Source organism: Dyella sp. CR10 (assembly GCF_055814425.1).
The window spans coordinates 2,077,430-2,101,333 of the sequence record NZ_CP185986.1; the positions used below are offsets into that span (position 1 = coordinate 2,077,430).

General features: G+C 64.3%; 13 protein-coding genes. 6 read left to right on the plus strand and 7 right to left on the minus strand.

What is annotated here, in order from left to right:
* Window positions 1–2 precede the first annotated feature (2 nt).
* The 3 genes from ACNR9O_RS09280 (at window position 3) to ACNR9O_RS09290 (ending at window position 5,950) form a co-directional block, all read left to right on the plus strand.
* Complete coding sequence (locus ACNR9O_RS09280) at window positions 3–995, plus strand: AAA family ATPase (RefSeq protein ID WP_473681270.1); 993 nt, start codon at window positions 3–5, stop codon at window positions 993–995.
* Window positions 995–2,329, plus strand: coding sequence for a hypothetical protein (locus ACNR9O_RS09285; protein WP_473681268.1), 1,335 nt, complete (start codon window positions 995–997; stop codon window positions 2,327–2,329). Before ACNR9O_RS09280 ends, ACNR9O_RS09285 begins: the two co-directional genes overlap by 1 nt.
* A gap of 1,164 nt (window positions 2,330–3,493) precedes the next feature.
* Window positions 3,494–5,950, plus strand: coding sequence for an aminotransferase class V-fold PLP-dependent enzyme (locus ACNR9O_RS09290; protein WP_473681266.1), 2,457 nt, complete (start codon window positions 3,494–3,496; stop codon window positions 5,948–5,950).
* Between the two features lie 185 nt (window positions 5,951–6,135).
* Here ACNR9O_RS09290 and pcaD read toward each other — a convergent pair whose 3' ends face one another.
* On the minus strand, window positions 6,136–6,984 hold the full coding sequence (gene pcaD / locus ACNR9O_RS09295) for a 3-oxoadipate enol-lactonase (RefSeq protein ID WP_473681264.1): 849 nt from the start codon (window positions 6,982–6,984) through the stop codon (window positions 6,136–6,138).
* Between the two features lie 24 nt (window positions 6,985–7,008).
* Here pcaD and ACNR9O_RS09300 point away from each other — a divergent pair, with 24 nt between their 5' ends.
* Complete coding sequence (locus ACNR9O_RS09300) at window positions 7,009–8,010, plus strand: LysR family transcriptional regulator (protein WP_473681262.1); 1,002 nt, start codon at window positions 7,009–7,011, stop codon at window positions 8,008–8,010.
* Between the two features lie 37 nt (window positions 8,011–8,047).
* Here the strand turns inward: ACNR9O_RS09300 and ACNR9O_RS09305 are convergent, their stop codons facing one another.
* Both ACNR9O_RS09305 and ACNR9O_RS09310 read right to left on the minus strand, forming a co-directional pair.
* A complete protein-coding gene (locus ACNR9O_RS09305) occupies window positions 8,048–9,070 on the minus strand; it encodes an alpha/beta fold hydrolase (RefSeq protein ID WP_473681260.1) in 1,023 nt (340 codons plus the stop codon).
* Window positions 9,071–9,200: 130 nt separating this feature from the next.
* Window positions 9,201–10,151, minus strand: a complete 951-nt coding sequence (locus ACNR9O_RS09310) for a GlxA family transcriptional regulator (RefSeq protein WP_473681258.1) — start codon at window positions 10,149–10,151, stop codon at window positions 9,201–9,203.
* A 410-nt stretch (window positions 10,152–10,561) separates the two neighbouring features.
* On the opposite strand from ACNR9O_RS09310, the gene ACNR9O_RS09315 reads away from it, so the two are divergent.
* Entirely contained in the window at window positions 10,562–10,972 is a 411-nt protein-coding gene (locus ACNR9O_RS09315) for a nuclear transport factor 2 family protein (protein WP_473681256.1), read from the plus strand.
* Window positions 10,973–11,408: 436 nt separating this feature from the next.
* Entirely contained in the window at window positions 11,409–13,322 is a 1,914-nt protein-coding gene (locus ACNR9O_RS09320) for a glycoside hydrolase family 76 protein (protein WP_473681254.1), read from the plus strand.
* 59 nt (window positions 13,323–13,381) lie between these two features.
* Here ACNR9O_RS09320 and ACNR9O_RS09325 read toward each other — a convergent pair whose 3' ends face one another.
* From ACNR9O_RS09325 to ACNR9O_RS09340, 4 genes are all read right to left on the minus strand, one after another.
* Window positions 13,382–15,409, minus strand: coding sequence for a beta-L-arabinofuranosidase domain-containing protein (locus tag ACNR9O_RS09325; protein ID WP_473681252.1), 2,028 nt, complete (start codon window positions 15,407–15,409; stop codon window positions 13,382–13,384).
* 182 nt (window positions 15,410–15,591) lie between these two features.
* Window positions 15,592–17,934 (minus strand): beta-L-arabinofuranosidase domain-containing protein, encoded by a 2,343-nt coding sequence (locus tag ACNR9O_RS09330; protein WP_473700768.1) that lies wholly within the window; start codon window positions 17,932–17,934, stop codon window positions 15,592–15,594.
* 125 nt (window positions 17,935–18,059) lie between these two features.
* Window positions 18,060–19,637, minus strand: a complete 1,578-nt coding sequence (locus tag ACNR9O_RS09335; protein ID WP_473681248.1) for a family 43 glycosylhydrolase — start codon at window positions 19,635–19,637, stop codon at window positions 18,060–18,062.
* Between the two features lie 4 nt (window positions 19,638–19,641).
* Complete coding sequence (locus ACNR9O_RS09340; RefSeq protein ID WP_473700769.1) at window positions 19,642–23,889, minus strand: Ig-like domain-containing protein; 4,248 nt, start codon at window positions 23,887–23,889, stop codon at window positions 19,642–19,644.
* Window positions 23,890–23,904 lie beyond the last annotated feature (15 nt).

The window sequence follows — 23,904 nt, forward strand, 5'->3', positions numbered from 1 at the left end:
TCATGAATACCATCAACATTGCTCCCTCCTATGTTCAGCACCCGCTGGAGCAGCTGTTTCGCCCCACGGTGGCCACCCATCCCATCGAGCGCCTCGCCGACGGCATCAATTCGGCGCTCGACGTAGGCTACCGCGGCATCGGCATCTACGGCTTCGCACGTTTTGGTAAATCCGAGGCAGTCAACTACTTGATCCATCACCCCGAATGGCTAGGTGATCGCAAGGCGGCCTTCGTTCGCATGGATGCTCCCGATGGACACAAGCGGTCCGACACCACGTTCTTCAAAATGTGCATGGCGCTTCTTGGCTTGCGCATTCCCGCGCGCGGCACCCAGGTCGAATTGGGCTCAATGGTCGCTGGCCGAATGATCGAAATGTGCCAGAACGCCGACACTCGCCTCATCATCGTCTTCATCGATGAAGCTCAGCGCCTGGTGCCCAGCGACTACGAGCATCTCGTCACGCTCGACAATCGCATGACGCAGGCCGGCTACTACCTGTTTGTGGTGTTCGTGCACCAACGGGACATCACTGGCTTCTCCAATGAAACGATCGGCAGCAACGATCACCCACCCCATGTGACCGGCCGCTTCCTGATTAGGAAGCATGAGTTCACCGGACTCATGGATGCTGAAGAGGCAGCTTACGTCTTGTCGCGCTACGACGATGGCACAGAGTGGCCACCCGGCTCAGGGATCAGCTTTACGTGCCACTTCGCCAAACAGGCCGTCGCCAATGGGTTTCTTCTCTCCCAGTACGCCACTCGGCTGTGGACAATGGCATCGAATCTTCGGGCCCAAGCGCGCCTGCCCGAAGGCTGGACTTGGCCCATGAAGACCCTTGAGGCGACGGTCGTGTATCTCTTGACGATCATTGCGCCACGTACGCCGCAATTCGAGTCCTTCACCGATACCGACCTTGCCGAGGCACTTCACGCCTCCGGATTCATCGAACTCGAACTCAGCCGCCACACTTACCAGGTGAAGGGGGACTAATGAACGCTCTTCCGACCTACCAACCCGCAGACAAATACCTGACGCAGCGCCTGCTTGGCGAAGATTGGACTGCCTACCATGGATGCTCACGCTTTAGTGTCTTCTGGCGTGCCTCTCGCCTCAATCACCTGACCAAAAGTGACCTTCGCTCCGCGCTAGGTATCTCGCTCCGTATGCACGAGAACCCGTTCGAGAAGCTCACGCACACACAGGCATCACCCAGCAAACTGCTTGAGCTGTCACCCGCCCAGGCCATCAATCCGGAACATTGGCCTCTGGAATTCTGGTGGCCCTTTGGCGGACCGATCCCCTGGGAGGCGATGCCGTGGCGACTGCGCATTTGCCCTGCCTGCGCCCGGCATTGCTATCACTCCATGCTGTTTCAGACGCCCGGCGTCCATCATTGTCCGTGGCATCACGTGGCACTCACGGAATGCTGCCCGCGCTGCGATCGACCGCTGCTGGCCGGAACACGCAGCGACCTCCCTATCGGCGCCTGTCCATGCGGCCATGACCTGGTGGATTACGTCGAAACCATCGAGGGCGATCGCGCGATGCTGGAGGCCAAGCAGAATGTCGTCGCAGGCCACGGCATTTGGGTTGCGGCTAGCCGACGCGTCAATTATCTGATTCCGCCCACTCAGTACGATGCGCGCGCTTGGCAGGCCCTCGATGGGCTTGCCGTCCCCGAGCCGAACGCACTCCTGCCGGGACAACATGGGCGAGCAGCCGTCGACCATCTGATGCTCGAGCGCGTTTCGATGGCACGATCGATCACGCACCGCACACACCCGCTCAGCCCTAAGAGCGGCCTGGAGTCCGCGAGGCCCTCCGTGATCGCCCTGCCTTCCCCCTGGAAGGATCCGCTGACGCACATTGGCGCCGAACTCACCCACATGCTCCCTCCGTCGACGTTAAGGCGGCTATCCTCCAACCCGCATTTCCGCAACGCGACGCATCATCTCTCGATTTTCCCGGGCATCAACGGCGTATATCTCCACGCGGAGTCCCTGGAGCCGACAACGCTTCACATGCTCAGCAGCCTGGCTTCGGCCATACAGCCTGATAGGCGCAACCTCAATGAAGACACGCTGTCAGCTCGGATCCAATCGCACCCATTGGCTATGCCGCTCATCCAACGCACCATTCTTCGCGTACTTTCGCGTGGGTATGCGGACGGCGCCAGGGTGACGCTTGGGCAGCATGCCCCTGAACTGTACGACAGCGCTCGGACGAGGCCGAAGAAGCGACTTCCCTGGGTGGTGATTTGCCTGCCTCCCAAACTGTTGCCTTCCGCGAGGGTCGCCTGGACGCCGCAGCTCGGCACGGCCTGACAGAAGCCGCAAAACCATCAAAGTCGAGGCAGTAATGCCTCGGCTTTGTTTTTTACTATGTAAAAAATCCTTTGTGATTTAAGCGAAGCATAGTTGTCCACGCCGCGCGCCCAGAGCCGCATAGTTCTCCGCTTTCGATCGAATGACAGCACAGTTTTCAGCGGACGATGGCGCGGTTACGGAGATTAGGCTGCCGAACACATCAATATAAATCAACGGCTTACATATTCATGCTTTTCGATGGCAGACAGATGGCACTCACTCCCTATTGGCGTCATTTGCTTCATTGACGTCACTGCGGCGTCTAAGCGCCAGAAGCATAAAGGCCGCATTTCCACCTCACATGGCATCAAAAACCACCGAGTAAAGCTGAGCCCAACACCGTGGCCAGATTCGAAACCGACGCTGTGGCTGTGCCGGCCGCCGTCGCCTGCGCGGCAAACATCAGAATAAGGCCTGCCCCGCACCCTAAGTAAAGGAACGCCGGCATAGCCAAGCATGGCAAAGCCCACACGCAAGAGCATCCGTAGCTTGCTTATGCTCTTGGCCGATTTCGCGTGCAGATACTGGCGCAGCGTTTCGCTAAACAGCCTTCACCTGAAGACCACTCGCTAGCGACGAATGGATCACTTCGCGTCGACAGATGGCATGCAGATCCATTGCTTATAGTCTCCCGGATATATAAACCAAACGTTTGGTTATGAATCTTTTCAAGGAAGGGCGCCTTTGAATGAGCAGACCATGCGAGGGATCGCACCCGCTGCGGGCTGGCCGAGGCCAGGGACGACGTCTCAGCTCAATAACCGAAGTGGGGGCACGGATTGATCGAAGGGCTGGGGCAAGCCAAGCCGCAAATCCACGCAGCGGCATAGCCCTCCCCTCACGGGCGACCACCGGCAACTCGGTCTTGGGCGGCACATCAGGCGCAGGCTCACCCAAACGGTGTACGGGCACTGGTGCCGGGATGGCTCGCACGCCTCTGCTGATCGGAGCGACTCAATTGCGCTCGCCAGATGAGCTGTCGCATTGAAGGCGCGGTAAGACAGGGGCGAAATCAACGCACTAATTAAGCAGGTATCCGTCAGCAATCTTGGCGCCATACCTGTGCGGCTGCTGATGTCAGTGAACAGAACAGGATGATCAGACCAACTTGAGGAGCCGGCAATGGAAACTGCAATGGAGCACCACTGCAAGACGGTATCGGAACAGAAATGGTCGCTCAGCACGTTCATGGAATTCTACGAGCGAGTTTTAGGTCCCCGCATCTTCAAGCCTTATGGGCAGCTGCTGGCGCAGGAGATCCGCAAGGATATCCAGGTGGACGCGCCCCCTACGGACATCCTGGAGGTCGCCTGCGGTACAGGGCTTATTACCAAGCATCTCTATGAGGATCTGGCTAAGCCACTGGGCCTGAAGCTAGTCGCCAGCGACCTGTCGAAAATCGCTATCGACCTGGCCAAAAGGGTGCTCAGTGAAGAGCTGCAACGAGACGTGCCATTTCATTCCGATGTGGACATGGCGGACTTGCCATTCGCTGACAACAGCTTCGACATCATCGTCTGTGGCTTCGGATTGATGTTCCCACCGGACAAGGTCCAGGTCGCCAGGGAGTTCAAGCGGGTGCTGCGTCCTGGAGGAAAGATCTACGGCACGGTCTTTCACTACAACCAGCTTTTCGAGCTCGCCCGCAGGAACTCCCAGGTTCACTTCGGGATGCCTTCCGCCATTATGGACGCGGCCTTGAGCCTGAGCGACCCGTCACCCATTACCGAGGCCTTTTCCATTGAAGGCCTGTCCCGGACCGTTGATGGCGTTGCGACCGCCTGCCCGCTGTCCTTCTTCCTTGACGAACACGATACCCGCGAGTTCCTCTTCAACGCTTGCATTCTTCTGGAAGAATTCAACCAGTGCGACACCTCTACCCGCGAAGCCTACCTGGACGCGATGATCCAGGAGTTCCACGCAGAGGTCCCGGATCGAAACTATCAAGTCGTGGCCTGGCTGCTGCGCGGAGAGGTTGATCAAGCGTGCAAGGAGTCCGTTGCGCCCGGCCTCTCTCCAGAATTCTCAGAGCTGAGCGCTTTTCGCCAATTGACGCCGGCACTTGCCGACTTGCGCGCGGAAAGCCTTCTGCCGCCGCGTGATGCGCAGCTCTTACGCCCCTATCAGGCAATGAAAGCAGCCTTCCTGGCCGAGTACCCTAGCTATCCCGAGGCCGACGTGAAGGCCATGCGCGAGCGGGAATTTTCGCGCCTGGATGATCATCGGATCACTTATCTTGACCATGTAGGCGGCACGATTCCTCCGGAAAGCCTCCTTGAGCAGGACTTGCAGGCGCTCAAGAGCAGCGTTCTCGGCAACCCACACAGCGGCTCAAAGACCTCCGAGGCCGCTTATGCGAGAGCGCGGGAGGAGATTTACAAGTTCTTCCACTGCAGGCCGGACGACTACGAGATCATCTTCACGCCAAATGCGAGCGGCGCTATCCGACTGGTGGCAGAGTCCTTCCCCTTTCAGGCCGGCTCGCAGGTCTTGCTGACCAAGGACAACCACACTTCGGTCCACGGATTGCGCGAGTACGCCAAGGCCAGAGGCGCGTCCGTGAAGTACATCCCCTTGGATGGGGAGCTGCTGATCCACGATGAGTTGATGCGTCGTTCGCTGGACAGACTGCCACCAGGGCATCCGCACCTGCTGGCATTCCCCGCGCAGTCCAATGCCACGGGCGCCCGGCATGACCTGAAATGGATTGAGATTGCACAGGAGCGAGGTGCCGCGGTGCTATGTGATGCGGCCGCGTTCGTACCCCAATCCAGACTGGACTGCACGGCGCTTCAGCCGGACTTCGTCGCGATTTCCTTCTACAAGATATTCGGCTATCCCACCGGCGCCGGCTGCCTTATCGCCAGAAAATCTTCGCTGCGCCTGCTGACCCCGCCTTCTTTCGCGGGGGGAGGCGTGTGCTACTACTCTGGTCCATGGTCTCCCTCGGAGCGCTTGCTGTATCGCGACGATGGGCAACGCTTCGAAGTCGGCACACCCAACTACGCGGCTTTCCCCGCCATCGCGCAGGGATTCGAATTCATCTCCAGGGTGGGAGTTGAAGAGCTCGCCGCACGTTCTACTGCATTGGCCAGATGGCTTGAGACGCGTCTCTCCGAGCTACGCCACGACATCAAGACGCGCGCGCCTCTCTGCCGAATTTACGGGCCTCCGCCGCAGCTCAAGGGCGCCACTGTCATGCTCAATTTCTTCGACTGTTACAACGCCATCATTCCCCATGCGTTGATCAGGCGAGTGGCGGAATCCCATGGCATCACCGTACGCAACGGATGCTTCTGCAACCTCGGAGCGGTTCAGCAGGCCACCTATACCACCGCCGGCGCGGAGCATTGCGAGCTCGACAAGACCGAGAAGATCCTGGATTGCCATGCCTTCGACGAAAAAATCCTCGATAAGGGCAACTGCGGCGCCGTCAGGCTTTCGTTTGGCCTCGGCTCGAACTTCGCCGACGCTTACCGCTTCTACCTGTTCGCCAAGTGCCTGCTGAACACCGAAGGTGCACGATTGGAAGACGACAAGAAACTAGGGCCGCGTCGAACGGAAGTCGGTAGCTCCTAGCCGTCGAGCGAAGGCCGGAAGGTTGCCTGCCGAACCGCAGGTGGATGTGCTTGAGACGTGCCATTGGCGTCACGGCGCAAGTGTGCCCAGCCAAATGCCGGCCCTGCCCTCTATCTCCGCACAGACTCCAGGGCAGCAAGAACGGGGGTTCGATCCGCGATAAACCGAACCCCCTAACACCACCCTCAGGCAAGCACCCGCAACGAGTCCGCCTCAGCCGCGGCCGAATCCGCCAGCCCATCTTCCAGCAGAAAATCCAGCACCGTACGCACGTAGGTATCCGTCAGCTCGACATTAGGCAGATGCACCGCCGGCAGGATCACCAGTCGCGCACCCGGCACGGCGGCTGCGATGTATTCGCCGTGGCTGGCCAGCGTCACGGTGTCGTTGGCGCCGGCGATCACCAGCGTGGGAAGCTGGATGAGCGCGATCGTCCGACGCAAGTCGGCGTCGCGAACTGCGGCGTAGGAGCCAGCCAGGCCCTGCGGTGACGTGGAAAGCAGCATGTCGCGGAACGGCTCGACGACAGGGTCCTGGGCCTCGAGCATGCTCGCCGGGAACCAGTTGGCAAGGAATGCCTGCGCCACGGCGGTCATGTCTGGCGATACCTGCAAGGCGGCGATGCGTGCGTCGAATTCGCTGGGCGGGCCAAGGCGAGGCGAAGTGTTGCTCAGGATCAGCCGGTCGATGCGTTCCGGCGCATGGATGCCCAGCCACTGCCCCACGAAACCGCCGAGCGAGAGGCCGAGGAAATGGGCGCGCTCGATGCCCAGCGCATCGAGCAGCTCGATGACGTCGCATCCCAGCCGATCCATCGAGTAACTCCCCGCGGGAGCATCCGATTCGCCGTGCCCCCGAGCGTCGTAGCGCAGCACGCGGAAGTGCTCGGCCAGTGCACTCACCTGGCCATCCCACATGTGCAGCGTCGTCGCGATGGAATTGGACAGGACGAGCACGGGCTTGCTCGCGTCGCCGTCGAGGCGATAAGCCAGGCGGTATCCGTCGCCCGTCGTAATGAAAGTGGTGGTGTTCATGGCGCATCGCTCCTTGGGGTTGGTTTGGGCCGAAGCCCGGTACGAGGAGAGATGCTAGGCGCCCTTCTTTTCGATAAAAATTACAAACTTTGGAAAAACATTGTAGATAATACGGACATGAGCACCTTTACCCTGCACGACCTCCAATGCTTCGATGCCGTGGTCAAGGCAGGAGGCTTTCAAGCCGCCGCCCAGGTCATGAACCGCTCGCATCCCGCCGTATTTGCCGCGGTCGCCAAGCTGGAGCGGCAACTCGGGGTCGCGCTGCTGGAACGCGGCGGCTACCGCGCGCAGCTCACGGCGGCGGGCCACTCCTTTCATCGCCGCGCGCAACCCTTGCTGCACGAACTGGAAAGCCTGCATGCTCACGCGGCGCAACTGGCCATGGGCGCGGAAAGCGACCTGCGTATCGTCATCGGCGACATGTGTCCCGTGCCGCAGACGCTGCGCCTGCTCAGCAGCTTCTTCGCGGCGCATCCGAGCACGCGGCTGCACCTCCATTTCGAAGCGGTCACGGGACCATGGGAACGGCTCTTCAACGGCGACGCCGATCTGATCTTCCATCGCGTGGACAAGCACGATGCGCGCATCGAATGGATCGACCTGTGCCCGGTACCGTTCGTCCCGGTGGCGGCGCCGGGCTTCCTGCCGTTTCGCGCCGACCGCGCGGTACGGCAAGAACACCTGCGCAATCTCACGCAATGCATCATGCGCGACACGGCGCAAAACCCCGAAGCGCGAAGCCACTTCGTGGTGGATGGCGCACCGCAGTGCACCGTCGCCGATCAGCTCATGAAAAAGGAAGTCATCCTGCAAGGCATGGCCTGGGGACACCTGCCACGCTTCCTGATCGAACAGGAATTGCGCGATGGCCGCCTGATTTCTCTTGCCGGCCGCTATCTACCCGGCGGCGTGCAAGAACTCGTTGCCGCCCGCCGCCGTGACCGGCCGCATGGCCCCGTGGCCAATCAGCTGTGGCAGCTGATCGGCGAGCATACGGCGCAATGGCAAAGCTCCCCGGCGTAATGGGCGACGCTCGCCCCTGCCCTGCACACTGCCTCATTCATCGCCGCGCGAAGATAGCGGAGTCGCGTGTGACACAGGCCTCGTAGGCCTTGTCCAAGGCTCCGCGAGAGTCGCGCGGGAGATAATCGCGCGGTTTCTCGGTCGCCGCCAGCGGGCCGTTCGCAAGGAAACCGACCGCTGCTTCCACGACGGCAGGATCGCGCAACACGCGCCGGTGCCCCAGCCCTCGCGTCGACAGCCATTCCGAAGACGGCCACGAAGCCGTCAATGCGCGCGCATGCGCCAGCGGCACTTCCTTGTCGTCCTCGTCATGGATCACCAGCAGCCGCTGCCGCTTATGAGCCTCTTCCAGCGAGGTGATGTCCAGATAGGACCATGGATGCCCGAGCCAGCGCTCCACGCCCGCACCGAACCTGGCGACGACACGATCATTCGCCCCGATGGCGTGCGCAAAGCCCTCGATCGCGGCTGCGGGATGCACGAACGGCGCGACGAACACCAGGCTTGCCGGTGGCACCCATCCCTCACGCAATGCGAGCGATACGGCGGTGCAGCCGCCCGAATGCGCAATGACGCCGGCGACATGAGCTTCACCCGCCGCGATGACCTGCAACGCCGCGGCGAACTCGAAGAATGTCACCCGCCGCCCGCCATGCCGGCTCGCCGCGGATGCGCCATGCGACGGCGCATCGAATGCCACCACGCGGAAACCCGCCTCGCGCAATGGCAGCACGAAAGCCTGCAGTTGCCCGGCATGTCCGCCCCAGCCATGCACAAGCATGATCGTCGGGCCCGCATCGCCCCAGGCCCATGCGGCGACCTCCTGCCCATGGACCTGGAACGACAACCGGTCGCCACCATCGAGCACCGCCCGATCCGATGCGCGCGGCAGCGTTCTCGGCGCAGAGAACCACAGGCGATCCATCACCTTCGCCGCATACGACGGACTCACCGCGCCAAGCACCCGCACACCCGCCCGCAATAGCCGCTGTCCCGGCAGAATCCAGGTTGGCGTGGCGGGGCGTTGAGCTGGTTTGTACGACGGATGCTGCGATGTCATGGCGATCACGCTTTCCTCAAAAAAAGATCGGGAAGTTCATTGCGCGATCGACGTTAGCAGCGGCATGGCGACGGGTAACCGGGCAAACCGGCCAGATTGATGGGCGCGCCCGCCAACGCACCAAGGCGCGTCAGAACACCGCGACGTCAGCGGTATGGAAGCGCTTGCGGAACGCGGCCGGCGTGAGGTGCGTGCGCCGGGTGAACAGGCGCGAGAATGTCGCCACATCGAGATAACCCACTTCCGCGGCCACCTGCGCCACGCTGAGCGTGGTCGTTTCCAATAGCAGCTTGGCACGCTCCACGCGCAGATCGTGCAGGAGATCCAGCGGCGAGCGCCCCGTTTCGGCGCGAAACCTGCGCAGCAGCGTGCGACTGGAAAGATTGAAGGCATCCGCCAGGACATCCAGGCGATAGCGCTCCGCCAGGCGCTTTTCGAACCACATGCTCACTGCGCGCGCGAACGACTCGCGACGCTTATGGCTGAAGCGGTGATCGATATAGGTCGCCTGGCTACGCTGGCTGTGATCGATCAGGCTGAATCTGCCGACGGCGCGCGCAAGGCTGGTGCCGACGCAATCGCGGATCAGCTGCAAGGCGAGATCGCCATACGCCGTGAACGCACCGGAGGTAACGATTTCACCATCGCGCACCAGCACCGCATCGGGCACCACCTCCACCTTGGGATAGCGCCGCGCCATCTCCCCGGCAAGCGCCCACGCCGTGGTCGCCTGCCGCCCGTCCAGGATGCCGGCCTCGGCAAGCAGCAGGCTGCCGCCGCAGATCGAAGCTACCTTGCGCTGCTCCGCCGCGCGCCGGATGAGCGCCTTTTCCTCATCGAGACCGGCCAGTGCCGCACCGATCTCCTCGGCATTATTGAAGTCGAAGGCAGGCACCACGAGCAGGTCGAACGGCACCGGCGCAGCAACCGACAACCTGGCGCCACCCGCCAGGCGCACGACCCCGGCCTGCGTGCCGATGATGGACACGGAAAACGGCAGCGGCGCCTCAGGCGCGCGCATGCTGCTGATGCGATTGGCCACGAGCAGGACATCCGAGAGTCCGAGGACTTCGGCGCCCATGCATCCGTCGTAAGCAAGAATCGCGACCCGCACGGCAGCTCCCTTCGATCATGTCGTGCGCCTAGCGTGGCGATTTCCCCCTGCCCGTCAAGCGCTTCGTGACATCGGCCGCCACTTCAGTCATCGAACGACCACGCCGGAAGCGACCGCCCATTCAATCACTTAGGCGATGCGATGAACGTCCCGATCGCCGCAGCCGTGGCGACGCCGGCGGCAAGATTGGCGAGATCGCCCCTGCGCCTTTCGAATGCGCGACGGGATCGCCAATGGATCTGTCGCTGCGGCCAAGTGACGAGGGCATGCGGCCAACCTAAGCTGACCTCGATCGAACTCCCCCACCGATCCGGCGCGCCCACCGCTATCGATGAGCACGCCCTTCCCTGACAAGCCACCCTCCTCCGAGAGCAGCCATGCCCGATCGCCATGTCGTCAGTACGTTCGTGTCGCTGGTGGAAGACGGCCAATTCATCGAGGCCCTGCATCGCTTCTACCATCCCGCTGCCGTCGTCTGGGAAAACCAGCAGCTCTCGCGCACCGGTCTCGATGCGTTGATCGATAACGAGCGACTCGTACTGAGCCGCTTCACGACCGTGACGGCGCATGCCGCCCAGGTCATGGTCGACGGCGATCGCGTCGCTATCAACTGGCGCTTCGCGTTTGCCAGCGGCAACGCGCAGGTCGCGCTGGATGAAGTCGCCGTGCAGCAATGGGCCGACGGCAAGATCGTGCACGAGCGTTTCTATTACGACCCTGCGCAGCTACGGTCCGTGGCAGCTGCTCCCGCGTCCGATGAGGACACCCGAGAGATCGCCACCTCATGAGCGAAGCCGCCTTCCCCGAAGCATGTGGCGCGACGCAGGGCCATGTGCATGCGCCACGTCGCCTCCATCCCTGACTCGCTCACGAAAGAACCGGCCTCGCCCCGCACCGGGGGCGGGCCGTTCCTTTTTGCAATGCAACGAGCATTGCGCCACGGAAGCGGATTACAGTCCGCCGGTCGCCATGCATGCGATCACCCAGGGAGCCGTCGAGGCATGCCCTTTTTTTAGACGGCAAATTTAGATCGATCCAAGCACGGGTTGGGAGCGACATGTCCGGCAGCGCATGGCCGCGAGGCCATGCCTGCCGAGTTCGCAAGAAGCGATCTCACGCACGCGCTTTGCCAAGCCGGATCACCGCCCACGGTCCGGCAATGGACACATCGATGGGGCCCGCACCCATCGTCTTCGTGGGCATCCGAAAGGAGCGCTTCCGATCATGAATCTCGAAGCCGTACGCGCACGACTCCTGACATGGCTGGCCATCGTTGGCCTGACAGCCATGACGACCGCCTTCCCTTCCGTGGCCACCGAATCCGCCTACCCGGCCAGCCCACGCGCCGACGGTTCGACCGCCGTCGCCCGCGCCCGCGTGGCGGCGGATGTATTGATGAGCTCCTACGAGCCGGGCAAAGCCTGGTTTCCATCGAGCTGGTGGAACTCGGCGGTCTCCCTGCAGACCATCGGCGATTACATGCAACGCACCGGCGATCGCCGCTACCTCGGCCAGCTGGACAACACCTTCGAAAAAGACAAAGGCGTGTTCCCGCCCGGCGTGCTGTCGGGCGATCCGTTGCTGGGCAACTTCACCAGCCGCGCCATCGACGACTCCGAATGGTGGGGCCTGACCTGGCTGCAGGCGTACGACCTGACAAGGAATCCCAAGTACCTGGATATGGCGATCACCATCGCCGACTACGTCAACGGCTACTGGGACCCCGCCACCTGCGGCGGCGGCGTGTGGTGGAACGCCGAACGCACTTACAAGAACGCCGTCACCAACGGGCTGTGGATCCGGCTCACCGCCGAACTGCACAACCGGATTCCCGGCGACACGCTGTGGCTGTCCCGATCCCGCACCGCGTGGGCGTGGTTACAGCACAGCGGCATGATCAATGCGAACGGCCTGGTCAACGACGGCCTCACCGATGCCTGCACCAACAACGGCCAGAACGTATGGACCTATAACCAGGGCCTGGCGATCGGCGCTGGCCTGGAGCTATGGCGTGCGACTCGCGACCCGGCCATCCTGACGAGCGTGCGCCGCCTGGCCGATGCGGCGATCGGCCCGAACGCCCTGGTGACCGATGGCGTGCTGAGCGAATCCTGCGATGTCACGAGCCAGACCTGCGACGACAATGCCAAGCAGTTCAAAGGCATCTTCATGCGCTACTGGACCGACCTGGTCGACACCACCCGGGACCCCCGCTACGCCGCATTCCTCCAGCAGCAAGCCGACAACCTGTGGAGCCGCGACCGCGACGCCGCCGGCCGTCTGGGCACGCGCTGGTCGGGTGCCACCAGCGACGATCATCCCAATGTGTTCGACTGGCGCACCCAGGCTAGCGCGCTCAGCGCCCTGATCGGCGATGTGCCCGTTCCCGCGCCATGGGAATCGCTGGCCGCGACGATGTCCCCGGCGCAACCGGTGATCATGCCGGCCGCATCGGGCGTCACATCCATCCCCCTCGATCTGGGCCTCTCGGCCACCGGATTCGTCCCGCTGCAGACGCTCGCCTCGATCGATGCCCCATCCGGCTGGCATGTCTCTCCGCGAACCGCCCAGGTACGCCTGCAGCCGCACGGCAATGCAAACCCGGTCGACGCCACGCTTCCGCTGACGATCGCCTTGCCGAACACCGCCGCCGACGGGCATCACCTGGTGACCGCCAACCTGATGGCCGCCGGCCTGCGCTTCACCACCCAGGCCGACGTGCTGGTCGCGCGCAAGATCGATTTCGACACCGGCACGGTCGATGAGAATCCGTGGCTGTTCGATCCCGATGGCTCGCAAAGCAACGGCGTGCAGAATCGCTTCGCCGATGGCAACGCGCACTTCACCTATCGATTCCCCTTCCCTGCCGACACCATCTCGGCGCACGTCACCCTGACCATCGACGCCGAGTTCCTGGTGCAAGTCAGCGCCGACCAGGTGCACTGGACGACCGTGCTGCAAGAAGATCGACGGATCACCGACGGCTCCAACAAGGCCGACCGCCGCATCGACCTGACGCCGTACCTGGGTGCCGCCAGCGGCGGCTCCAAGCCGGTTTACCTGAAGGTGTCCGATGCCTTCCCCGACGATGGCTGGGGCGGACGCGTGTATCACGTCTCGGCGGATATCGTTCAGTAGCGACACCAGTGTCTTCGCCCTCGGTGACACGAGGGCGAAGACCTCCGTCCGACGCTCGCTCAGCCCAGTGCCGGAAATGCCGTGATGCGCAGCTTCGCCCCCGCATAAGGCACCAGGGTGATGGACTGCACGTCTTCGTCGCTGGATGGCTCGGGCTTGGCCGGCACCGGATCGGCACTGCCGTCCGAAGCTTTCCATGCCGGCACGTAGCGCCCTTGCATGGCCAGTTGCACGGCGGGCGTCGCGCCCGCGAATGGCCGCTCGCCAACTGGGTGTTCGCTTACCGCAACCTGGGCGTCCGGCTCGATGCCGATATTCCAGCGCGACCCGGGATACACCTGCCAATCGTGCGTCAAGCCGCGCTTGCGCCAGATGACCCAGTTCTCCTTGACCGGCAGCGCATACACCAGCGCGCCACGCGTGAACGTCAATGCATCGTTGTATCCGCGCTCGACCTTCACGGCAGCATCGAACATCACCTCCACCGTGTCGCCCGGCGCCCACGTGCGCTCGATCGTGGTGAAACCCGGCGTAGCCTCGACCGGCTTTCCGTTGACCACGATCCGCGTATCTTTCGACCAGGCGGGCATGCGCAACCGCAATGGAAACCCGATCGCGCGCTCCGGCCTCAGCGTGATACCCACGGACTGCCGGAACGGATAGTCACTGACTTGCTCGACGATCACCCGCACCTCACGCACCACCGTCGTCACCGTGCATGGCGCGTAGCTCATGGCCGCCAGGCCCTGGTCGGCCGTCGCCATCCACAGGCTATTGGCGAACTTCGGCCAGCCCTGATGGAAGTTTGCGGTGCAGCAGCGGAAATTCGGCTCGAGCCCGAACAGATTGGACTCCGGACCGTCGGTGGTCCACGGCTCGCGGTGCAGGCTGCACTCCACCTGATTGGCCTGCTGGTTGTACTGGTGCGCCCACATGTCGTCGGTCAGCGCGGCGGGCAACGCATTGAAGGCGATCCGCTCCAGGCGATCGCCCAGACCCGCATCGCCGGTAATCGCCAAGGCCGTTTCCAGCGAAAACATCGCCTCCACGACCGTACACAGCTCGGTGCCCTGCGATGGGCTGCGGCCGGCGAGGTGCTCATCCGCGGAAAACATGCCATTGGGCAGCCCGTGATACGTGTCGAGCATCGCCAGCTGATGATGGATGGCGTCACGATCGGACGCATCGCCCGACACGACCGACCACACCGCAGAAGTCTTCAGCGCCTGCGCGACATTGACGCCATGCACCTGCAGGCCGAGATCCTGCATGAACGCATCGGAATTGCCCGCCTGCTTGCGCAAGGCCTCGGCGTCCGTCTTCTGCGTGAACGGAAAACGGGCGAACATGCCTTGCCAGTCGTAACCCTGCTGCTTGAGCAATCGGGCCAGTTCGAGCAGCGCCGAATCCTGCGTGCGCTGATACAGCCACAGGACGGAAAGGAGTTCGTCATGCCAGCGCATGCGCCCCCAGTCGCGCAGCGGCCGCGCGGGCATGGCTGCGCGCTGATGATGGAAATAGCGCGTCATGAACGGCAGGACGCGCTCATCGCCGGTCAGCTCGTGGTACTGCGCGAGCACCTTGAGCATCACCATGCGCGGCCACCAGTCGTCATTCTCGCGCGGCCCGAACATGCCGTTTTCCCAGGGATGGTCGAGTGTCCAATCGATGAAGCGCATCGCCTTCGCCTTGAGCTTCGGCGAATCCAGCTGCCATGCCAGCGGAACCAGGCCATCGAGAAAGTACGGCCCGTCTTCCCATGATTCGCCCTTGCCGCCCAGCCATCCGCTATCCGGACCCACGATCGGCCAGAACTCGTCCAGGTGTCCGCCCAGGCCGTCCGCCTGGATCTGCAACTGCCGCCGCAGCCAGCCATCCGCCTGGATGGAACCGGTCGGAAGCAGCGCAAAGGACTGCCGCATCAATGGCGCTTCGGGGAACAAAGGCGCCTGCCGCGCGCATCCGGCCTTGCTCGTGGGCGACGGCTCGGCAGCGCGAAGCGGACGAAACGTCATCGCGCCCATCACGCCCGCCAAGGCGATGCCCTGAAGAAAGGCGCGGCGACTCATCGAAGACAGCGGAGGCATGCGTGGACTCTCGGCCTGCGGCGATCGACCGAGTGTTGCCCAATTGTCCGACAAACTCAAATAGCCCGAGGAATATGGCCCATCATCGAGCGTCCGGCCCATCGGTTCGACCCGGGACAATTCTCGAAAGCCGCATGCCGGCGGATCTCACCCACCGGCTCCCGTGCGTGCGCACCCGCTGCTCAGGCCGGAATCAACCAGCCACCGAACAGCGGCCCGGCGGTATCGCCATGCTGTGGCTCGATGCGAAACGTCAGGACCTCGCCGCGCGTCAGCGCAGGTGGCAGCGCATAGTCGCGATCCACGAAGTCGACCACGTTGCCGCGCTCGACTTTCACCTCCACCGCCAGCTTGCCGTCGACCAGAATATTGAAGCGCCCCTTGTCGCTGCCCCAGAAACGCAGGCGCAACGCCAGCGGGCGGCCGCTGCCTTTCATCCGGAACTCGACGAAGCCCTTGCCGCGCACATCACGGCACTCCCTGCGCCGGTAAGCCCCGCCGAACGACGTATCGCTGGTCAGCTCATGGGCCTTTTCGGACGCGTCGTTGCCGAACTGGATCATGTCCACCGCGCTGCTCTGCAGCGCATCCTGCTCCGCTTTCGCCCGCGCCCGACGTGCCGTTTCCTGCGCCCATTGCTGCGAATCCATGCGCTTGAAATACAGCGCGCTGCGCCGCTCGTATTGCGAAAAGAACGGCACGAAGGTGAGGCCCTGCGGACGCGTGGTGGCCGCGAGAAACCGGCCGGGCTGCGGCAACGCCGTGAAGCCCGACAGCGGCGACGCATCCGCCACCAGGGCCGGATCGGGCTGATCGTAAGGCTCGCCGACCGGCCCGAGATCGGCCGCCAGCGCCAACGGGCCTCGCATCACCACGATGCTGTCCTCGTCGCCCACCGCATGCTCCAGCCGCAACGGCATCTCGAACTCGACCTCCACCAGGTCACCAGCCTGCCATGCACGGGCGAGCACCAGATACCCCTCCTCCACCTCGGCGCGCTGCTCCCGGCCATTCACGCGCAGCGCGAAACGGCCCTCGCTCCAGGCCGGCACGCGCAACAGCCATCGCTTCGGCACCGCCCCCTCCGCCCGCTCCACCTGCAGGCGCACCTTGCCGTTATCCGGCACGCCGCTGTCCATCTGCAGCGCTAGGCCGCGCTCCTTCCAGTCGAGCCGGGAGGAGATATACAGATTCACGTAGAGCGACTGCTCGTCGTACCAATAGATCGAGTCGCCGAACTGCGCATGGGCTTCCAGACCCGTGCCAACGCAGCACCAGAACGAATCGAACTTGTCGGAGAACGCGCGTTCTCCGCCGGCGATCATCGGCATCATGTAGGCGAACATGCCGGTTTCGGCATGCTGTGCCGCCATCGTATGGTTGTGCAGCGTGCGCTCGTAGTAATCGAAATAGCGAGCCTGCGGCGTCCATTGATACAGATGCCGCGTGAGCTTGAGCATGTTGTAGCTGTTGCAGTGCTCGCAGGTCTGCTCGGTCAGGAAGGACGAGATCGTGTCCGGCTGCTGGAAGTACTCGCGATCGGCGTTGCCGCCGATCACATAGCTGTAGTGCGTGACCACGGTCTCCCAGAAGAAGCGCGCCGCGGCGGCCGCATCCGGATCGCCGGCCACCTCGAACTGGCGCGCCTCGCCGATGAACTTGGGCACCTGCGTATTGGCATGCCTGTGCGGCAGGTCGTCCTTGCCGGAGATCGCCGGATCGACGATCTTCTCGTGGCGCAGCCGCTTGCCGATCGCGATCCAGCGCGGGTTGCCGGTACGCGCACCCAGCTCGATGTACGACTCGTTGAGTCCGCCGAATTCGCTGTCCAGCAGCTTCTGCATCTGCTCGTGATCCAGCGCATCGAAGACGCCGGCGAAGTAACCGGCCACCTTCTCCAGCACCTCCAGCGCCTGCGTGCTCCCGGCCATCGCATGGGCATCCAGCAGGCCGGCGAACAGCTTGTGCTCGGTATACAGGGGCGACCAGCTGCCATTGAGATTGAAGGCACTGCCCTTGATGACGCCACGGCGCACTTCCTCGAGCACCACCTTGCCGCCCTGGATCTCGCCCTTGTCATCCTTGCGGGTGAATCCGCCGACATAACCATCCTTGTCGTTCGCCTGGGCCCGCGCCAGTTCCGACACGATGTAGTCGATGCGCTTCCTGGCCTCGGCATCGCCGGTCTGCGCATGGAGCTTCGCCAGCGCGCTCAGGTAATGACCCAGCGTATGACCGGCGATCGTGTCGCCCTCCCAGCCACCGTAGACCGCCCCCTTGGGCGTCAACCCGGCGTATTGCAGGAAGTTGTGCAGCAGGCGATCGGGCTCCAGCTCGAACAGATAGCGCCGGTTGGTGAGCAGCGAATCCAGGAACAGCGACGGCTTCAGCTGCACCGCCTGCAGAGGGACCGCCGTGACCCGCCCCGGCGTGGAGGCCGCCGCCTCGAGTGGAAATTTCAGGAACCCCGCAGCCACAGCCAAGGCGCTCCATTGCATGAAGCGGCGGCGCGACGGGTCCGCCATCGATGGTGTGGCCTGATGATGTTGGCCAGTGCAAGGCAGCTTCCTGGTCATGCGCAACTCCGAAGTGAAATCGACAGGGAACGAAGACACCTGATGCCGGGCGGGTCGCCACCGACGTCTTGACGTCAATGCGCATCGCAGCGCTCGTCGGCACCGGCTGGCGCGGACGGCAGGCGCTGCGGCGCGATGGCCAGCACCTCCCACTCCTGCACCGCCAGCGCGGCATGGCGCGCGCCATGGCCCGGCGCGTCGAGCACCGCGCGCAGGCAACGCGTCGTCACCGGCGCGAAGGCGACCTCCTCGAAAACGCCGGGCGTGCGCCCATACGAGCCCGCCTTCGGCACCGGCCGCCATACGCCGTCGGTACGATATTCCAGATGCCAGGATCTGGGCGGCGTTGTGCCGACATCCGCATCCGCGGCGTGATCGGCCCAGAACATGATGCGCGAACCATCGATCGTGACGGGCCGATCCCAGCTGTACTGGATCCACTGCCGCGGCGGATTGTGCGGCGTCCAGCTGCCCCACATGTCCGGCGGCAGCGGCGACGCCCTGACGACGCCATCGTTGAGCGCGTGAATCCAGTACTGAACCGGGATATCCGGCCCGTTCGACGCCGTCGCCAGCGCCGCCGGCGCGATGTTGCGCGTGGGCGGCGGCTCAGCCTCCGGCGCTCGCGTCTGCACCACGCGCCGCATGCGTGCGGGCGTCGCGCCGTCATCCCATTCGACTTTGTCGATCGCCACGCTGCGGCGAAAATGGCCGCCGCCCTTGGCATCGGCCGTGTGATAGGTGATGTACCACTGCCCCTTGTACTCGATGACGCCCGGGTGCGAGGTGGTGGACGAGACCGGCGCAAGGATGACGCCCTGGTAGGTCCACGGCCCCAGCGGGTTGGCCGCCGTGCCGTAGGCGATGCACGCGTGATAGAGCGTCGGCGTGCATTCGGAAGTGCGCCCGGCCTTGTTGCCCGCGTAGACCATGTAATAGGTGCCGTTGCGCTTGAACAGCCACGGCGCCTCGAAGTAGCCATCGAGCGTCGTCACGCTCACCGGCTCCCCCTTCGGCGTCACCATGTCGCGATCCAGTTCGATGCCGCGCAACTTGCCGAACGTACCCCAGTACAGATAGACGCGACCGTCGTCGTCCACCATCGCGGTCGGGTCGATGTTCTGTATGTCGTTCTTCTCCGGCACGGACTGCGACACGATCGGCCCTGTCGGATGCGCGTCGCGCCACGGCCCCAGCGGATGGTCGGCCACGGCGACGCCGATGGCGAATTTGTCCGGACTGGCCGAATCACGCTCCTCGACCGGCGCATACAGGTAATAGCGCCCATCCGGCCCACGCACGATCTGGCCGGCGTAGGCCCGCCCCGCGGCCGCCCAGGCGAAAACCTGCTCCGGACGAAGCAACGCGGGGTAGTGCAGCCACTCGCCGCTGGCGACATCGTCGGTGACCAGCAGTTGCCACTCTTTCATGATGAAGTCGTTGACGTCCGCGGGGGCCTCATCGCGTCCGGCGAGGATGTAGAGCTTGCCGTCGGCGACGAGTGGCGCCGGATCGGCGGAGTAATACTGGCCGTCAGCGAGAATGGGATTGCCGGGTGTATGGATGTGGCGTGGCGCGGACGTCTGCGCGGCGACGCCCGTGGCGGCGATCAGCACGCAGAAGCCGGCCACGGCCCATGGTATCGGCCCCATACGCTCACTCCCCCACGATCACGACGTTGACCTTGACCGGCAAGCGCCCGCTGCCACCGCGCCCGTTCACCTCGCCGCTCGCGACGAAGCGGCCGGCGTGCGCGTAGTCGGCTGGCGCGAATGGATGCCAATCGACCGGCCGGCGCTCGCGCGAGCCATCGTTGTATTGCACCGTAACGAACGCTGGCAGCACCGGCGTTTCGCCGGTCGCCACCACCACGTCCGCAAGCGCGTCGACCGTATTGACCTGACCCGGCTCGGTCGCCCTTACCCAGATCGTCGCCGCCACCGGCGCGCCGCCGTCGGTCATGCCGCGCAGGTCGACGCGACCTTCGCCGCTCAGGCGCGAAGGATCGACCGGCGGCCAGCGCACGCTGACCGGCATGCTGCGGCGATCCGCGTACCACGCAGTCACCGTCGCCGGCAGCGCCGGCGATTCGCCGACACCAGCGCGCACATCGACGGATGCCAACCGCTCGGGCACATCGGCGATGACCTGCCACTCATCCACGCCAAGCGCGGCGTGCCCATCGCCTTTCGCCGCCGTCGCCAGCACGGCGCGCAGCGCGTCCGTCGCCACCGGCGGGAAGCGCACCCGGCTCGCCTGCCCCTTGCCTGCCACCGGGTAGCCGGATGCCGGCTTGATATCCACCCACTGGCCGTTCCGGCGGTACTGCAATCGCCACGCCTGCGGCAGGGCCACGCCGCCCTCGGGCTGGTCGTCCCAGAAATACATCGCACTGGATGAAATCCGCACCGGCTGGCGCCAGGCGTACTGCAACCACACCGTCGCCGGCCGCTCGCGTCCCCAGCTGCCCCAACGGCGATCGGCGGCCGGCTCGCTGTCCGGCGCCGGCACGAAGCCGTCATTGAGCGCCTGCACGCGGTGGTGCCCGGCGGTCTGCTGGGCCGTGGCGATGGCATCGCCCTGCACCTCCATGCCGGCGCCGGCAACCTGCGCCGGCGCGGTCACGTGCACGTCGGCATGCCCTTGCAGCGCGCCATCGTCCGCCACCAGGCGAAGCGTGTAGTCGCCCGGCTCGGTGAAGCGAACGGTCGTATTCGCCGCCGCCGCATCCTCGAAGACGGCATCCCCGCCTTTCGGGCCGTTGAACATGGACCACCGCACATCCAGCTTGCCGCGCGGCAGCGCATCGTCGCCGACCCGCCCCGCCAGCCGGATCGCACCGGCACGCGTCGCGCCATCGTCCTGCCAGGCCTCGACCCGGGGCGCGAGATTGGGCGTGCCGCCGGAGACCTTCGCGCCGCTGGCAAAGACCTGTATTTCCTTGATGCCGGTTCGCTGCGTACCTGCGTGCGTCACCAGCACACGCAGCCGCTGTGCAGTGATCGCCGGGAAGCGCACGCGATTGTCGTTGCCTTGCGCGACGAGCGTATCGCGCCGCTGACCGGGCACATCTTTCCACTCGCGACCGTCGAAGTACTGCAACACGTACATCCACGGCGGCGCATAGCCGCCACGCGTACCCGAAGGAGCGCCGTGCTGCTCACCGGCCGGCGCGGAGCTTCGATAGAAATACACGCGCACATCGTCGAACGTCCGCGGCGCGCCGAAATCCAGGGCGATCCAGTCGCTGGCCGATGGCGAACCGGCCGTACCCCAGAACGGCTCGTTCGCCGTACTGCCATCGACCGCGGCCTCCGGCGCGAAACCGGTCGCCGAAAAGCTCGCCTCAGCCCTGGCGCCGAGCGCCAGATCCTTGGCACCGTCCGGCAACGACAGGTCGACGCCCGCCTTCACCAACACATCGGCCAGGCGCGCCTGCGGCGCGATCGCCACCTGCCCGGATGCCCCCAATACCGCACGACGGGCGATGACCACCCGCGCCGTCGCCGGATTGACCGCATCAGGCATCGCTTCGGCGCGACCGCTTGCCGGGTCGTACAGCACATGCGCCAGTCGATCGACGACCAGCACCCGCTTGCCGTCGATGAACACCGAATAGCCCTTGGGCACCTCGCCACCGTAATGCCCGCCATCCCTGTCCCAGAAGATCGACAGGTCGTGACCGTGGTAGCGGAGGTTGTCGGCGGCGAAATGGCTCCAGCCGATGTCGATCGGATACAGCTCGAGCTTGCCGTCCGCGCGCGGACGCAAGCCCATGGCGTCCTCGATCATGGTGAAGTTGGTCGCGCCCAGCTGGGTGTGGTGAATCCACGAGCGATAGCCGATGCTGCCGCCATCGGCGGCATCGCCCTTGGCCCAGAACTCGTTCTGATCCGGGTAGCGATTGTCGCCGTCGATATCGTGCGCCCAGGCGTTCCAGTACAGCAGCTTGCGGTACCACTGCGCATCCAGGTACGGGCTGGGATAGTCGCGCAGCGCCGAGGCCAGCAGGCGGAACATCACCGTGGCGTTGATCACCGAGAAGTTGTTGCTACCGCCCTCACCCCGCGCATGCTGATCGGCCTGGTTGGCCGTATAGAACGGAAACACCGGATACTGCGCCGCATCCGCGAACAGGCGCAACGCCTGGACGTATTTCGCGTCGTAGTCTGCATCGCCCGCCTTCGGCATCAGGCCGACGCTGAAGGGGTAGTAGTTATTGGTTTCCTTCCAGTCCACCGACAAGCCGGGCGCGGCGGATTGGCGATGCTTGAGCAGATTGCCCTTCAGGCCCATGCCGTCCGGCTGCTCGCTGGCATCCACCCACAAGGTATCGAGCACCGACCGGCGTATCCGGGCCGCCACAGCCTGCATCTTCCGCACGGTGACATCGTCGCCGGCGACCCGCGCCGCCTCCGCCGCGGCAAGCGCATTGGCGTAGACGTAAGCGCTCTCGGTGCGATCCATGCGCGGCTGGCCGTGGTGCCTGGCCCAATCGAACGACACCGCATCGGCGTCGTTGCCGGTCATCGCGGCCCAGTCGTATTCGATCAGGCCATTGCCGTTGCCGTCGTAAGCCTTGAGCAGCCCGAGCACATCGTCCCGGCCGTAGCGCGCAAGCTTGCCCGCCACGGCGGGCGGACCGCCGTGGACCTGGTAAGAACGCCACGCCGCCGCGGTGAGGTATTGCGCATACGAGCTGGACCAATGCTCCGGCGCGCCGGGGTTGTCGACATACTTGCCGCCGCCGGCCACCTCGCCCGCACCGATCCACGACCCGTACGCATAGACCGGATCGCGCAGGTATTTCAGGTCATCGATGAACATGCCGGTGGTCAGCACGATGGCGTTGTCGTAGCCGAGCACGCCCTCGATCGCTACCGGGAACTGGTAATCGTTGCCGGGCACGCCGGCATCCAGGAAGTTGAAGCGCAGCAGCCACCATCGATAGAACAGCGTCTTGTCGATGTTCTCCTCGGGCGTATTCAGATAGGGAATGTGGTCGGACCACCAGCGGTTGTACGTGGTGACATGGCGACGATACGCCTGCGCGGGCGATTCGCCGGCGACGCGTCGATACTCGGCCAGCGAGGACGGCAGTTCGCGCGTGATCAGGCCGAGCTGCAGCTTGACGGTCAGCGTCTCACCCGCGGCCGGCACCGGCAGGCGCCGCACCAGCGTGCCGCCATCGACGGCGAAGCCCTCGCCGGAGAAGCGCGGAAAGACGGTAGTGATGTCGTTGTGAAGCTGGAACGCGCCGACCAGCTCATCGCCCTCGGCATGCGAGGCCATCGGCGATATGGCCTTGAGCGTGACCGCATGCGCTTTCCCGTTGAGCGAGGACAGCGCCACCTCGGCTACCGCCACGTTCTCCTGGGTGATGAACTTCACCAGCCGCAGCCGCACGCCCGCCGCCGCGTCCTCGAATACCGTGCAGAAATAGCTCGGCGTCTGCCGCCGCGCGGCGCTCGTCTCTTTCAGCGAAAGCGGCTTGCCATCGAGTTCGACGCGCAGGCGGAACAACGCATCATGTCCGGTCTTGAAGCCATAGGCGGCATCGCCGACGAAACCGGGCTCGTCGGGCTTGTGCGTGTACATGTAGGCGGCGCGGCCGCGGGAGAACAGCCAGTTGTTGCTATCGCCGAAACCGCCGCCCGTGCCTTCGCGCGCCAGCATACGGTCGATCCAGAAATCCCTGCCAGGCTCGCTGCCGGCGCCTCGCGCCACATCGCCGGCAAAGATCTTCCCCAGATAGCCGCCCGGCGAGAACGCCACGCCTGTCGCCGGCATAGGATGCGGGTCGCCTTTGAAGCGCGGGTAGCCGATGTCGGCATTGCTGTGCGACACCGCATCTTCCGGGCGCGCCTGCGCCGTCGTGCCCGGCGGCACGACGACGCAGATCATGGCCAGCGACAGTGC